Genomic DNA, 13256 nt, shown 5'->3' with positions numbered 1-13256 from the left:
CCCACCGAAGTGGGTGCCGTCCTTTCACTTCTTCAACCCTGCTTTCTTCATCATGCTGTCAAGAGTACCTTTAGGTATCTCTTTGGACGGATGTCTGCCCACAGGGATAAAGTAGTCAAAGTCGGGATGAACATACTTGTGATGTTTTTTCCCTTTCTCGATTGTCCAGCCTGCTGACTCAATCAATTTGTAAAACTCTGAAAACTTCATAAAATCAAAGAACTATTAATTGACAATGCAAAGGTAACATTTTTGTTACTTCTCTGCAAATAACACAGACTTAAAAAGTAACATTTTTGTTACTTTTAACATCTTGTCTAATATTGCCATAATCTATTTTCTGTTTCTTCTTCTTCGTGAGGCCATATCCTTACCCTTCACCTTTGTAACCTTCGTCCCGGTAACGGTATGGAGCTTGTCACGCTGCATTAATACTAAGTTTCTGTATGGTATTTCATATACCACTTCCCGGTATGTCAGATGCAGATTTTCCATGAACGATGCGATCTGTCCTAAGAGAGTGTCATTTCCTACAACTTCGGTTTCGCTGCCAGCAGGCTTACGTTCTTCGCCAAGCTGGCAGCTTTGAGAAAAACCTTTGAGTCAATCATAGATAGTGCTTCATCCAATGCGTTCACATTCTCTTCATATGTTCCTTTTGCTAGTTCTTCACTTAAACTTTCGTCACCAGCTATCAGCCAGGAAAGAGCTTTGCTGTAAGCCTCGCTTTTTCCCAAGGAGAGCAGAACATCTTTCAAATTGTCTGCTTCTTGAACTCCAGACAGATAGGATATAGCTCCGGCCAATTTATGTATAGTAGGAGGGTAGACCGTGTAAACTTTCCCGGCTACAAATACTGTTCTGAAATCACTGCCGATAATGGATTCTGATATTATTCTTGCTCCTTTGTTCATATCTTAAAAGAAAAAGGGTGAAGCCGAAGCCACACCCGTTAAACATTCTGAAAACTAACCGCCACCTTCTTGAATGAGAGTAATTTCCTTTTCTATAGTCTTGAAGGCATCAGACAGAGAGGTTGGTATGCTTCCTGACTGAGTGGTATAGCCGGCCTTTGACACTTCATAAGAAACGGATGTCCCAGATTTCACCCTCTTGGACTTGACCGTTTGCCCATCCAGCTTTACTGTCGCATCAGAAGGCGTCGCTATGACCTTCACATCAGTTCATGCTTCTTTAACCTCTTCCGCATCGAACCAGTATTCTGGAGCAATATTAGAATCTTTCGGTTCCAATTCTACGGCACTTACAGGAATACCGATGGCCTTATCCGTTGTCGCTTCACGGGCGCCGATGTCAGCGCGTGGAACGACGCAATACTGGTCATCATCAGTCAAAGCAACAAGCAATTTCTCAATATTCACCTTACCTCTCGCTCGTTTCCATCCCTTGTCGGTATTGATGACATCGCCGCCCATGAGGTCTTTCTTGGTTGGATAGTCGTATTCACCAATAGTGAAGTTGACGGTTACATCGCCCATCTCCTTGTCACTACGATAAACCTGACCAGTGAGCTGGTTCTTGTAGTTTGTACGGCTTGCCTCCGCTTCTTCAATAGTCCATGTGTCCTGATGGATATTTTTCACTTCTTTCAAGGTTTCACCCTGCAAAAGAGTATGCAAGGCTTGTCCTGTTAAATCTTCTGTGATAGCACTTGTCTCGCCATACCAAAGTTTCTTGATATTAGCGGCTGTAATTTTCTTTGCTTCTGCCATATTATTTTACATTTAAAACTTCAAATAAAATTCTTACATTTACATAATGACACTTTAATGCTGTGTCCTCCTCTGTTCCGATTGTGTCGATGGAATAATGATAGGTTGTACCGTCATAGCGTCCGGTCACACCGTCAAACATTTCTTGCGCCTGTTTCTCCAGCTCGTTCAGACGTATTGTATTGGCTTCGCCTTCTTTTAAGTCAGGAACGCAAAGGTTCACTTCTACGAAAGACTTCTTCCAGTATGTCTCTGGCTGCTGCTTTTTAGCGTGAATTACAATCCTTTCAGACTTCAATTCGCCAGTCAGCTTCTTTCCGTGAGGGACGATGGATATGCCGAAAGTCTGACAATCACGGTAAAGTATGTTCGCGATGTCGGTAGTTACTATCATTTTATTTCCTCCTTCAATCGTTTCTCAGCATATAGGGCTGCACCAGTCAGGACTTCGTATCCTTTGGATTCTACGAAAGAAGCGTATTCGGCTTCATTCCTTAACTCCAGACCATCATCCTGAACTGAATATTTGTTTGACTTGCGGAGCGTACCGGTCCGGTTCTGATAGCTGCCATGTTCCACTGCATAATCGACAGCTTCTTTGCCGACCTTCTCTTCAACGGCTTTCACCTCGGCATAACCTTGCTGGAAGAATCTGTCCACATCCGAAAAATCAAACTTTACATCCATATTTCTGAGTAACTAAAATAATTTGTATTTTTCACCATGTAAACCTTGCCAGTTCCCCTGACATTCTCACCGTCCATACACCTTACTTCATCACCAGCCTTCAGTGAGATTCTTTTCTCACAGACTACATGATAGTTCGGTCGGTACACCTCGCCATTCTCCGAGGTAAACTCCTTTGTGGAGTTATCGTCACACCGGCACCGACATATTTCCTGCCAGCTTTCTTCACCGGTTCCGGGAATGGGCCGGCCGAACTCGTCTGTTTTCATCGGAGTAAAGACCTTAACCTGTAATGTATGTGGAGCAAATATCATAGGAATCTGACTTTAGGCTTATCTGACAGCGTGTCTTCAAGTCCGTACTTCTTACACAAGAAAGAATAGTATTCCTTCAAGCCCTGAGTATTCCAGGACATAGAGAAACCGTTTTCGCTGATTGAAGTGGCTCTAAGTAATAGAGAGGGGATGAACTTCGCCATAGCTACCGACACGAGACCGATGTTTGACTGGTCCATCTCATCCTCTCCGCTTATTCCTGAAGACAGACTTATCTCCAAAAGGTCAGCCTCCGACAAGTTGATGCCGAAGGTCTGAAACTTCTGTGATATGTAGTCTTTTACTGTCATGCGTTCATTGTTGTCAAGTCGATGTTCACAATCTGGTTCGGGTTCGCAATCTGCGGAATCCACTCCGCGGTGTATTCCAGATAACGGCCGTTGCCATCCTTGTAACCGGAGATGAGCATATCACCGTCAGCCTGAGTATAGTTGCGGCCCGGTACACCGTCAACAGCTTCGTAAGGAGTGTGGAAACGCATGTAACCAACCTTATCCTGAGGAAGCAGTGTAATATGGTCATCGGCGTAAATCTGCACGTTCTTGCCAGACTGGTCAAGAACATAATCTTCCTTGATTTCAATAGCCGGCAGGCCAATACCAGTAAAGACGGTGGAAGCCAGTTGAGAGGTAATCAATCCGGTTGACATATACATCTCGTTACCGGTAAGCTGCATCTTGAACTTATCACCGAACTCACTCGAACCGATAATATTTTTCACGAATGTTCCTCGTGACATAATCATCTTCGGGAAGTTGCCGTAAGTGGCCTTCAATTCATTAATCTGCTGCTGCAGGTATGTGATGAAGTTGGCCTTCGCTCCGGCTTCGGGGGTAATGAACTTGAACGGAAGTTCGATATCCAGCAGGTCGATTCCTCCGGCATTGTCGTCCTTGTTTTTCACTTGAGCCTTACCTGTCATCAGCAATGAACCGACAACGATGTCCATGCGCTTATGTGCGGCAAGGAGTACCTGACGATAGTCATCGTAGATGAAATTCACGATGTCCTGCATGGCGGCAACTTGGTCGGCAGCCTTTGCGGCATTGAACTTGTCAACCAAGTCCTGCAGTTCAGACAAGCGGTCAATGGAAATCTGGTAACGGTCACCTAAATAGGCTATCTCACCATATCCAGAACCGATGTTCCTGCGCTCACGGATAGGTTTCTCCCCGTAGCGTGAGTTGATAGAACCGGCCATCACGCCAGTAACCTGACCAATATAGTCTTTGAACACACGAGTTGTCGTTCTACGGAAGTCCAGGTACTGCTGCCAATAGATTGTATCCTTACGAGTCTGAAGGACGCGTTGGATAACGGCACTTACGATATTAGGATCGTTAAACAGTGTATAAATAGTTAGCATCATATCTTTGTTCTCCTTTTTTATTTACTTGCTATAATACCAGCTGCTCTCAATGATGCAAGAAGAGCATTAATTTTGTCTTTTTCATCTCCGCCTGCAGCATCATCAACTTTTGCACCCTGTTTTACCAGTCCCAAGGTGCTTGAGTTAGCTGCCTGATAGGTAGTGTTATTGTCTGTCCACGGAACTTCGACATAAGCTTTACCGCCTTCCAATGCCACCGGATATTTCTTTCCGCTTTGGGTAAATCCTAACTGAATTCCTCCCATTACGGAATCCGAAGCTTCAGGCAGTTCATATGAAACACCAGCTGGTGACTGAACACCTGCAGCGTTGAACTGGAAATGCGGCATGTTAGCCTTATCGATGTCTGAGAATGGCATGGCTAACTTGGTAGGTTCTATTTCAAACGCACGCATCAAAAGGGCAACCAGTACAATGCCATTCTCTACTTGTTTCCTCTCATACAAGGCGGAGTTTGCAATAACTTTAGGTGTAGTACCGCTAACTTCTGTAGCTTCATAAAGTATTGTGCCGGCCTCTAAAGTTTCGCCGAAGTCGGCAGCCAACGTCAGTTTATCGAAGGCTTTGTCTGATTTGTCAATGTCGTTAATGGTTGCTCCATGTGCACCGTTACCAAGATGCATACCTTTGTAAGCCAAAGAGTTTTTCTTAATCTTCAACGTGGTATTGGAGCCTGTCGTGAACTTCTCATATACTTCTACACGGATTGCCACCTGGGCTGTTTTCTTCACCAGGTCAGCGGCAATAGGTGTAAAGGATGGTAAAAACGAGCCAACAACAAGGTTGGTCGTGTCCAGCTTATAAGGGCCTCTGCGTCTTACACCTGTAGAAACATCATAACGTTCCTCGATTGACGGTTCCGGCTCAATGTTATACTTAAATCCTGCTGCCATAAATTACTTGTTTTTTTGTTCGACAATAGATTTTGTGTCCGCCTCAATCATTTTGGCGAACTCGCTTGCTTCCTTATCCTGCTTTTGTTCTGCAGTTTCAGGGGCTTGTGCGAATTTGAAGCCGCTGTTAGACATATCCTGTTTCATGTCCTTGAAATAAGTGTCCAAGTCCGTGTTCTCTGGAATGTTGCGGTCCTTCAGCATAAATTCGGGAATACCGTACTTTTTTGCTACCTCCGAAATCTGAGAATTGCGCTGCGCCTGCGCTTTTTCTGCTTCGTATGCAGACAGTTTTTCAGAAAGACTTTTATTGGAATCAATTAGAGCTTGAGCCCATGCAGGAACTTCGTCTTTTTTCTCATCTTTCTTTTCGTCTTTCTTTTCTTCCGGGTCCTCGATTGGTTTTCCGTCTTTCAGTCTATGCTTCTTCTCGTAGTTTGAAACAGCGGAAGTCTGTGCCTGTCCTGCACGGAAATCACCATAATTTTGCATCACGTCCTGAAATGAAATACCCTCAACAATAGAGGTTACCTTCGTTTCGTCCGTTACACCCTCAGCCTTTTTCGTAGCTATACGGGTAAGTGTGGCAGTATCCACCCCAGCGAATTTCTGTTGCAGTCCTGCCAGGATTTGTTCAAAGATTGTCATACCGTATGAGTTTGATTAATAATTTCATACGGTAAATTTACTTATAGAAAAAAAGAAGGGGAAATTTTAAGGCTAACGATACGAAACAATTTGGGAAATGTTCGTTTTTGGGTAAAAAGAAAGCGTGACTACCGGAGTAATCACGCTTATTTTAATTATTACAAATGCTATTTTTTTAAAGCCAAAAGTTGGACCATAAGCTTTTTCCCATATTCAGTTATCGTCCAAAAAGTTCCTACGCCCTCATACTTTATCGTATCACTAGTAATTAGTTTTAAAGCCATTAATTGGATCAATATCGTTTGAAAATCTTCTTTATTTATGTAATAATTTTCACCCAAAAGTTGTTTTTCTAATGTAGATTGTATAGTTTGTTCACTAACAGGTTGTAATAAAGTAGTAGCAATAGATAAAAAAATATGATTCCATGAGAATTCACTTTTATATTCTTTTTCTTCATACTCACCATCTATATTTTCCAAGCTTTTAAAATGTTCCCAAAAGCTACCATATCTAATGGTAAATTTATCGTTACCTTGTTGATATTCTTCCGTTCCTTTAGGAACTTGAGAACTTAATGCACTGATTTTAGCCTTCAATAAATCATTCTCCTTACGGAGAGTAATAAGTTCCCTGTTCGCTTCTGCTGAAGAAATTTCATCTGCTTTTACCCATCCTGTTCGAGGATAATTCTCAAACATAAAATCAAGAGTGGAATTGACTTTAAATGCTAATTCATAAGCTTCTCCCCAAGATTTACATAAATTGTTTTGCACTAACTTTTTGAATTCATCATATTTATGCTTACCTTCATCTGTCTGTTCAACCTTATCATACGATAAATCACCAATGGCTTTATGATAGAATGCAGCAACAGGAATATTATTGTTTAAAGCATATTCATATTCTAACTGTGTGTAACTTTTCCCAGTCTTTGGTTCTATAGATCCATAACGACCTCCAAGAATTAGAATATAATAATCGCATCTATCTATAAGTTTCTTTATAACAGCAAACTGTTCTTCACTTGCTGCTGGAAAGTATTCCATACCAACGGGAAAGCAATTCTTACTAATTAATGCTTCTATGACTTTCTGTCTTTCCTCAATTAAATCTTGGTAAGTAGAACTAACGAAAACCTGATACTTCTTATCCATAATCACAACAAATTTATAGCTGCCAGTTCCTCTGTCAACGCATTAATACCTTTTTGGATCTTCTCCAACTGCTGTTTACGGGGCTTGTGTACTCCAGCCGCATAGTGCCATAACTGGCGTTCGTTAATTCCTGTTATCCGACTCAATGCGGCTTTGGTAAAGATGCTGCTGTAATAATTAATGAAAGTGGCTGCATCTATCTTGAACTTCAGAGTAAACTCTCCTTTGAGAACCTCACAAGGGTTCGGATTGTCCTCCAAATACAAGTCTATGGCTTCCTTCATGTTCTCCTCAATTTCCCTTATGTTATTACCGACCGTAATAACTGGAGCATCTTCAATGTAAGCACTGAGATTATTCCCAGCATGTTCGACAATCACTTCTACAGTTCTCATATCAAACGCCAAGCACAATATTTGCATCAATATTCAGTTTATGGCTAATTTCACGCGCTACCTTTAATGTTGGCTCACATTTACCGGAAATATAATCACTCAAACGGGAAGGGCTAACACCAATCAGTTTGGCCAATGCTTTTTGGGTAAGTCCCATTTCATACATACGGAGTTTAAGAACATCAACAAGTGAAGGTTCCCCTAATGCAAAATGTTCTTCCGAATAGTCGGCAACAAGATTGGAAAGCAGTTCCAACTCTATGCTGTTCGGGTCATCAAGAGGGGTCTCGTCTGTAACCAATGGAAGCAATTCCTCAACCCTTTTCACTGCCCAATCATATTGAGCTTTTGTTTCTATCTTAGTCATATCAGTATAAATCTTAGTAGTAATAATCAGTATTAAAAATCGAATCAATCAAGCAAAGATTCTCTCTATTTATTATATTTTAGAGCAATCAGCTATTTTATCATATTCTGCATGAGTGCCAATAAAACGAATATAAACGAATTTTATAGTGAATTTTATCACTACAATCAGTCTGTAATTATTACCTTTAATGTTGAAGACGTAATGTTGGTTGCCAACATTATCAACACTATTGAAGGTCTTTTTTACATCAGCAAAGCATGTCCATTTGCTTCTCTTGACAATAGAAGTCCATTCTTGCAAAGCGGCCTTTGCATCAGGATGCGCTTCTGCATATTCTTTTATAGCCTGTTCTGTAAATATTCTCATTTGATTCACTCAATTATCATATTGCAAAGATAAGAATAAAATTCTATTTTTCAAAATTAAATTCTAAAATTTATAATAAAAATAGCGATGTCTCGAAAGATATCGCTATTCAACTAATCTGTATTTTAGATATTAATAATTTCGTTTTATATAAACCTCATGATTTCCTGATTAAATTATCCTATTCTTCAGGTTTACTATTGGGGATTTTAATAGTGGAAAGCTGTTTTTGTTTCTCAATGTCATTCTTCTGTTTTTCTTCCTGCTCCTCCTTGATGGCTTCAATCTCGTCCAAAACAGAATCAACGTTCCCCACAAAAGTAATAGCCCGTTGCTGCGACCATATTTCACCATCTTTGGCTTTGATGGCTGTGTCAATCTTGTCTTTGATGTCCTCCAGCTTATATGGCTGCATCTGAACATCTATATCAATTGTCTCGGAGGCTGCTTCAAGAGTTGTATTAACTGAGCCTAAAGCGGAAGTCAGGAAATTTACACGCCGTTGCATGAATTCGCCGACAGTTTCGTTCAGATTCTCCACATTCAGATGGGTGGACATAAATACATAATCGAAAGTTACACCGGAAACAGCATTGCCTGTACCTTTCAGCGCGTCGAATGAGATATGCGGCGTATTGGTTAATCCATAAATCTGACTCAGTAAGGTCTCAACCTCGAATTTAACTGTATCCGGGACCTGACTCCATGTCAGATATTGGGCATTAGCTCCTTGTCCGGTCAGCTCGACCACTCGGTTCTTGAATTCACCAGAGAAATTCTGCACATCTCCAAATAACATTAGGATAGGGAAGAAGTGGTAGTCGATACAGTCTGCATAATTGGAAAGAAGTTTCTCCAGTCTTACTCGGAGACTCTTGATCTTTTCACAATACGCTTCCGGACGGTACATGTAAATTACAGGGAGTTTCTTGAATCCATGAGCGAACGATCCTTTGTCTGTCCAATTACTTGTCAGTTCCCACTGATAAACCATATCCTTGGTGATGGTCATAAAGCAGGTAATCTCCACATCATCCAAATCTTTCTTCTTGTATTCACGGGAGAGGGCTACCAAATCTCCATTGTCATTGAAGAAAGGGTAGAGCTTGTCACCTCTAAACGGAGACCAGATGGTACTCTTCAAGCGATATTCTGGTTTTGATTTGCCGAAGATTCCGGCAACCTTGCGCTTAAGCTTTGCCCAGAAGCCGTCGTCCTTCACCACATACCAGTATTCTGCCACTTCCTGCTCTGACAACCATGCTCTGACAACCTTTTTGTTCTGATACTTCAGCTTGTTCTTCTTGAACACTTGTTTCAAAGCTGAAAGAAGACTTTCTTCTAACTGGTCCGGCTGACAGTCAAGCGTCGGCTCTGTTCCTACTGTGAAAGCTGTCTGAATGTTTACGATGTCCTGCTCTATTGGAAGGGCTATTCTATTTGGTTCAACTTCTTTCTTAACCGCCGGCTCAATGTATTCTTTACCTGTTGTCGGGTCGGTTATTCTTTCTTCAGGCTTGGTGGTGATTTTTATTTTTGGGTATTTCTCCTCGTCAATCACTATCTCATGCCTATTAGGATTCCAGTCATTATAAAGAGCATGAGCATTGGGATGTTCTGTTTTTCTTCCTTTCTTCAGATAGTAGATTTTTCTCTCTATCTCAGGTATCGCTAAAATTTCCTCTAAAGTTCTCATATACTAAAATTTAATGTCCAAATACTCCTGAAATGTCTTTCGGTTTCATAATCCTGCCTAGAAGTTCTCCCAGCACATAATACCGCGCAGCGTCAATGCCATGGTTATCGTGGTCTTCCGGCTCATTGATATAGTTTCCATCCTTATCTTTTGCCCAGACATAATTCCTAAATTCCCGTTGAAGGTTGTACGAACGTTTGGTGATGAAAATTTCCATGCCTTGCATTTTATCTATACCTGCGTTAATGGATCTTGGTCCCTTCTCGACGGGATAGATCTTGATTCCACCGTTACTGATTTCCTGAATGAGTCGCGGATCTGCACTGTCTGCTATCACTTTCAGATTCCAGGGGCGAAGAGTCTTAATAATATCACTAGATAGCAATCCGGTTCTATAATCCACTTCATCCAGATAAAGAGCATTGTCGATGATTCCGCATCGGATAGCTGCTGTGGGGTCATTGGTATAACCAAAATCCTGTCCGATAGCCACCTTCTTGCACCACATCGGGAACTCATCCACGATACCCCATTTTTTGAACACGGCACCTTCGGCAACGTCTGCCCATCGTCCGATGACAGTATGGGCGTACTTCTCAGGATTTTTTTTCTTCATTTCCTGCACTTCATTTAGGAATTCAGGAGAAAGGTTCTCAAGATTATCGAAGTAAGTCGTGTGGATATGAAGGACATTAGGGTGGGTGGATATTTGTACCTGCACTCCATCAATCTCCATAAGCTTGTGGGTGTTCTCGATGAACCGCTTGTAGACCCAATGGTTTGAGTCCGTGGGGTTCATCACAATAATAATGCGGTTCTGTATTCCTTTTTGGCGAATAGAGAGCATGATGGTTTCGAACTTTTTCTCCGACACCCACTCCTCGGCTTCATCTACTACGAATGTGGTTATGCCGTGGATGGATTTCAGCTTGGCTGTCTGCACGCCTGATGATGTCTTGATGCCTCGAAACATGGCACATCCGCCGCTGCGAAGGTTCTTCACATCCGTTTTGGTACTTCTGAAATACTTGGAGTGACCGTCCAAATCCACCTTCTCCATAAACTCAGGGATAACGGAGATATGGGCAGAGACCATAGTGTAACGGGTGTACAGAACCTGATGGACGATACGTTTTTCAGGCGAAGGGTGACGTACCTCGAAAAGCAATCGTTCGATGAACGTGGACACATTGAACGACTTGCCGCTGCCACGGCCTCCGGTAACGAGGATAATAAACTTGTCCTTGTTGTGATAGAGTGGTGCATATATTTTCTGGGGCTTAATCTTCACTTTCGTTCTCCTCCATCCATTTATCAATGTCAATGCCGTTCTCGCGGTGAAGGTCTGTTTCCTCATCCTGCCGACGTTCAATCTTTCTCCACTCTTCGTCATGATGATACAACCAAACAGACATGGCCTGAAGGTTGGGAGCCAATTCGCTTTCACTCACTTGAAGTTCTTCTTCGCCGGTTAGGTTTCCATTCTGGTCTTTCAGTTTCCTCACTACAGTACTCTTGGTTTTGATACCACCCAAAGCCATTGCAAGGAACTTTGCACGCACTGTGGCTGTTACTGTCGCACGCCCGCGCGCTAAAACTTCAGCTAATTCAGTGTACTCACTTTTCTTCTCGCAGAAAGTCTGGGGAGCCAACCCTAATGCAAAGGCAATTTCTTTGTCTGTGAATCCCTTTTTGGCATACGTTTCCACTTGAGAGAGAAACTCCTCGCTCTTGTAGTCAAATTTTGGTTTTCTTCCAGTATGTTTACTATGTCGAGATTCACTTTTCATAATCATTCAACCCTTTCTACCTGTTCATCGAATACTTCGCCTTTGATAAATTTGGCGTAAGGATCGTAACCAAACCTTTCACAGAACGCAGCTTTGGCTTCAAATGTGTCAAAGGAGAGCATCAAGTAAGCATCTATATCCTGAGCCTGCTTTTGGGCTGCTTCCTTTACCTGTTGCTTTACGTCCTTCATGTGTGCCACCTTTTCGGCTCTTTCCATCTGCTTGGCAGCTTTCTCGGCTTTTTTCTGTTCAGTTAATGGAGCCATCATATCCTCCAAAGCGTCCGCAATGGAGTTTTCTTCTTCTGTTTGGAGAAGGAAATCACAACCGATAATGTTCAAGTCTGCTGCCGTTAGTCCTGCATCCTGATAGTCAATATCAGGGACCAGTCGAGCCAAAGCGTCAAAATCCCAGGTTCCTTGCGCGTTCGGGTTGTTCATCAGAATGTTCAATTCCTTTTCCTGCTTTTCGTCCACGTCAATTACATCGACACGGAGCCTGTAGTCGTTTTCCGGGAATTTTTGAAGTTCATCCATAACCGTCAGGCGTTGGTGCCCAGACACAACAGTAAGTCCGGTCCGCTTGTTGACTACGATTCCACCAACCAAACCGAATTTCTTGATCCCCCGTTTTAACGTTTTTCGTGATTCCTCGGATAGCTTCCGGGGATTATAATCCGCAAAGTGAATGGCGGAACGGTTAAGTTCTACCGATTCACTTTTTATGTACTTGCTTAGTTCCATGCCTATTGCTTTTGTTTATGCTCCCAAATGATCCTCTCAGCCATCGGGAACACTTTGTATATTTTCTGTAAATCTTGTGGGTAGTTCTTCTCCAGCCATAGTATGCAATCCAAGTTAAAGCCTACACCAGAACTTGCTTTCAGTGAATATCTCACCGGTTCAGGCAATCCATTCTGTCTCATGTATGACAGGATATCTTTCTGCGTCCAGTCGGCCAAGGGATAGCACATGCCATTGTTCTCATACTTGTTGGCTTCATAACCTTTCAGCATCAGGCGGCGGTTCATGCCGTCGGCCTTCTTCATGCCTAAAAACGTGTAATAAATCCCATATCTGAGCTGCATGGCTTTTACTATATCTGCCAGTTTTAGAAGCTTTACTTTAGGATTGGGTACGCAATACATACCGCCACGAAGAATGTAGGTCAGGTTCCAGTGTGGCACCTGAATAAACTCTATTTTAGGATATTTGGCTTTTACCCAGCCTATCCATCGCTCAATGTGTTTTAAGCCTTTGACGAAGTACATGAACACACAAACAATCCGGTCAAATTTAGGATAGATCATGTCCAGCAAGACCAAAGAATCCTTACCCAAAGACAGAAACAGCATAACCTCGTCAGTATTTTGCCTGACGAGGTCAATATAGCTGTATGTCCTGTCTTGCAGTGTCATTATCCGCCACTCATACCAAGTCCGACACGGACGTTATAATACTGCTGTCTGCGGTTGATGAATCTGCCACGTTGCGACAAACCTCCATTTTCTGTGGTCAAGCCTCTACGGCCGCCACGATAACCGCCTGTTGAAAATGTGCTTCTGTTTACTCTGACTCAGCGTAAAATTTAAATTAAACATGTTTTTCTATCACTCTGCCAAGGTTATAGACTACCTGTGCTGCCAAATAAATCTCACCTTGATGGGTGTATTCAATCAAGTTGTGATTCTCGTCTTCAAACAGCTCAATCTTTGCGTCTTTGACTTCTACCAGTGCGCTGGTTCTGCCTTTGTTGTAGCCAACAAAGAACTGAATAGCATCATAGTGTCTCGGCTG

Annotated in this window: 20 protein-coding genes and 1 pseudogene; all 21 read right to left on the bottom strand. The window is 42.3% G+C overall.

Going from position 1 to position 13256, the window contains the following annotated elements; translation table 11 throughout:
- Positions 1-24: 24 nt before the first annotated feature.
- Entirely contained in the window at positions 25-210 is a 186-nt protein-coding gene (locus QVO66_RS09840; protein WP_021855318.1) for a type II toxin-antitoxin system HicA family toxin, read from the bottom strand.
- A 320-nt stretch (positions 211-530) separates the two neighbouring features.
- Positions 531-914, bottom strand: coding sequence for a hypothetical protein (locus tag QVO66_RS09835; RefSeq protein ID WP_021855317.1), 384 nt, complete (start codon positions 912-914; stop codon positions 531-533).
- A gap of 54 nt (positions 915-968) precedes the next feature.
- A complete protein-coding gene (locus tag QVO66_RS13730; RefSeq protein WP_441295432.1) occupies positions 969-1178 on the bottom strand; it encodes a hypothetical protein in 210 nt (69 codons plus the stop codon).
- A gap of 6 nt (positions 1179-1184) precedes the next feature.
- Positions 1185-1604: a hypothetical protein gene (locus tag QVO66_RS09830; protein WP_288172792.1), complete on the bottom strand. Its 420-nt coding sequence runs from the start codon at positions 1602-1604 to the stop codon at positions 1185-1187.
- 130 nt (positions 1605-1734) lie between these two features.
- The gene (locus QVO66_RS09825) at positions 1735-2127 is read right to left on the bottom strand and encodes a hypothetical protein (RefSeq protein ID WP_021855315.1); all 393 of its coding nucleotides are present in this window, start codon (positions 2125-2127) and stop codon (positions 1735-1737) included.
- A complete protein-coding gene (locus tag QVO66_RS09820; protein ID WP_021855314.1) occupies positions 2124-2420 on the bottom strand; it encodes an HK97 gp10 family phage protein in 297 nt (98 codons plus the stop codon). The genes QVO66_RS09825 and QVO66_RS09820 overlap by 4 nt, the downstream gene beginning before the upstream one ends.
- A complete protein-coding gene (locus QVO66_RS09815; protein ID WP_021855313.1) occupies positions 2411-2734 on the bottom strand; it encodes a hypothetical protein in 324 nt (107 codons plus the stop codon). Before QVO66_RS09815 ends, QVO66_RS09820 begins: the two co-directional genes overlap by 10 nt.
- A complete protein-coding gene (locus QVO66_RS09810) occupies positions 2731-3045 on the bottom strand; it encodes a DUF6706 family protein (protein ID WP_021855312.1) in 315 nt (104 codons plus the stop codon). Before QVO66_RS09810 ends, QVO66_RS09815 begins: the two co-directional genes overlap by 4 nt.
- Positions 3042-4124 carry a major capsid protein gene (locus QVO66_RS09805; protein ID WP_021855311.1) on the bottom strand — a complete coding sequence of 361 codons (1083 nt, stop codon included), beginning with the start codon at positions 4122-4124 and terminating at the stop codon, positions 3042-3044. The genes QVO66_RS09810 and QVO66_RS09805 overlap by 4 nt, the downstream gene beginning before the upstream one ends.
- Positions 4125-4141: 17 nt before the next feature.
- A complete protein-coding gene (locus tag QVO66_RS09800) occupies positions 4142-5038 on the bottom strand; it encodes a head fiber protein (protein WP_021855310.1) in 897 nt (298 codons plus the stop codon).
- Between the two features lie 3 nt (positions 5039-5041).
- Positions 5042-5686, bottom strand: a complete 645-nt coding sequence (locus QVO66_RS09795; protein ID WP_021855309.1) for a hypothetical protein — start codon at positions 5684-5686, stop codon at positions 5042-5044.
- 167 nt (positions 5687-5853) lie between these two features.
- A complete protein-coding gene (locus QVO66_RS09790) occupies positions 5854-6843 on the bottom strand; it encodes a DUF4062 domain-containing protein (RefSeq protein ID WP_021855308.1) in 990 nt (329 codons plus the stop codon).
- Positions 6844-6845: 2 nt separating this feature from the next.
- A complete protein-coding gene (locus QVO66_RS09785) occupies positions 6846-7238 on the bottom strand; it encodes a type II toxin-antitoxin system HicB family antitoxin (RefSeq protein WP_288172791.1) in 393 nt (130 codons plus the stop codon).
- 1 nt (position 7239) lies between these two features.
- The gene (locus QVO66_RS09780) at positions 7240-7605 is read right to left on the bottom strand and encodes a helix-turn-helix domain-containing protein (RefSeq protein WP_021855306.1); all 366 of its coding nucleotides are present in this window, start codon (positions 7603-7605) and stop codon (positions 7240-7242) included.
- Between the two features lie 72 nt (positions 7606-7677).
- Positions 7678-7974, bottom strand: coding sequence for a type II toxin-antitoxin system HigB family toxin (locus QVO66_RS09775; protein ID WP_021855305.1), 297 nt, complete (start codon positions 7972-7974; stop codon positions 7678-7680).
- 181 nt (positions 7975-8155) lie between these two features.
- Entirely contained in the window at positions 8156-9670 is a 1515-nt protein-coding gene (locus QVO66_RS09770) for a phage portal protein (RefSeq protein ID WP_021855304.1), read from the bottom strand.
- Between the two features lie 10 nt (positions 9671-9680).
- Entirely contained in the window at positions 9681-10961 is a 1281-nt protein-coding gene (locus QVO66_RS09765) for a PBSX family phage terminase large subunit (protein ID WP_021855303.1), read from the bottom strand.
- Entirely contained in the window at positions 10951-11463 is a 513-nt protein-coding gene (locus tag QVO66_RS09760) for a hypothetical protein (protein ID WP_367891083.1), read from the bottom strand. Before QVO66_RS09760 ends, QVO66_RS09765 begins: the two co-directional genes overlap by 11 nt.
- On the bottom strand, positions 11463-12203 hold the full coding sequence (locus tag QVO66_RS09755; RefSeq protein ID WP_021855301.1) for a ParB N-terminal domain-containing protein: 741 nt from the start codon (positions 12201-12203) through the stop codon (positions 11463-11465). Before QVO66_RS09755 ends, QVO66_RS09760 begins: the two co-directional genes overlap by 1 nt.
- Positions 12204-12205: 2 nt before the next feature.
- Positions 12206-12877, bottom strand: a complete 672-nt coding sequence (locus QVO66_RS09750; RefSeq protein WP_288172789.1) for a phosphoadenosine phosphosulfate reductase domain-containing protein — start codon at positions 12875-12877, stop codon at positions 12206-12208.
- A 175-nt stretch (positions 12878-13052) separates the two neighbouring features.
- Positions 13053-13256, bottom strand: a pseudogene (locus QVO66_RS09745) (ASCH domain-containing protein); the annotation flags it as partial.

The organism is Prevotella sp. CAG:255, assembly GCF_000431195.1.
GTDB lineage: Bacteria > Bacteroidota > Bacteroidia > Bacteroidales > Bacteroidaceae > Prevotella > Prevotella rara.
The sequence above is the reverse complement of the archived record's forward strand: the minus strand, read 5'-3'. Positions and strand labels throughout refer to the sequence as shown.